The sequence below is a fragment of the Bradyrhizobium sp. P5_C11_2 genome (genome assembly GCF_054049755.1).
The window spans coordinates 1-1,081 of sequence record NZ_JBFULT010001076.1 but is presented as its reverse complement, the minus strand read 5'-3'; the positions used below and the strand labels follow the sequence as shown (position 1 = coordinate 1,081).

The window sequence follows — 1,081 nt, the reverse complement described above, 5'->3', positions numbered from 1 at the left end:
CTATTCAAAGCATTGAACCTGTCAACGGGATGCCAGACCTAGCCCAACGATTTCCCTTCATCGGCGAGATAGCCGACGGCAATCCGCGGCTCCTCGCGCGTTCGTCAGAGCAAACAAGCCGTGCCGACGAAATCCGGCCGCCTCGCCCCGATGAGCGTGGATCCGTTGTCGCCGCGCGGGACTGGCTGTCGGCGGAATCCATCACGCTCGTTTTTGGAGTGGCGATCGGCGTGGCTTTCGTCGTAAGTTTCGTCCTGTTTCGCGACGCGCATTTGAACGGAAAATCGATCGACAGGACGGCCGCCAAGGCGTTGGTCGAGCGCATTATCATAGCCGAGTCCAATGGTGACCCGAATGCAAGGAACAAGCGGTCGAGCGCGACTGGCACCGCCCAGTTTCTCGATGACACGTGGCTCGAAGCCGTTCGAAGGCACCGACGCGATCTGATCCAGGGCCGCACCGACAAGCAAGTGTTGGACTTGCGGCGAGATGCCGAGCTTGCGCGAGAGATCGCCGCACGGCTGGTCGAGGAATATGCCGCGATGCTGAACAAGCGCAGTCTGCCGATCACACCCGGTTCTCTCTACCTTGCCCATTTCGCGGGACCGGCGGGCGCCGTGGCGCTATTGGCCGGCGCAGAAAGTGCCGATGCTGCTTCCCTTATGGCCGCTGCTGACGCGACGGGTCGGACCACGCGCGAAAAGCTGGTCAACGCCAATCCGTTCCTCAAGGCGATGACGGTCGGCGATATCAAGAGCTGGGCTGAACGCAAGATGGCAGTCGGCAATTCGGCGGGGCGCTCGTGAAGGCCACGTTTCAAGTACTCCACACGTTCCGACCGTTCAGGGTCAAAATTAGCGGTGGACGCCAAGTTGGATCGGCGTCCGGTTTGTCCCTGACAGCCGACATGACACGCGCTCAATAGACCTTCGGCCACTGGCGGACAAGGGCGGCGTCGCTCCTTCAATGGTGCAGTAAAGGTACCAGCGGCAAAATCTGACTGACCAACGCCAATACGCCGAGAATGGTGACGACGACGCGTCCAACGATTTCCATCCAGCGTGGGTATAGCAGGTCCTTA

The 1,081-nt window shown here is 60.4% G+C and carries 1 protein-coding gene; it reads left to right on the top strand.

Translation table 11 applies throughout. The features are described 5' to 3' along the window. Positions 1-806: hypothetical protein (locus tag ACXJL8_RS41780; protein WP_456687115.1), on the top strand; the 806-nt coding region annotated here is incomplete at its 5' end. Between the last annotated feature and the right edge of the window lie 275 nt (positions 807-1,081).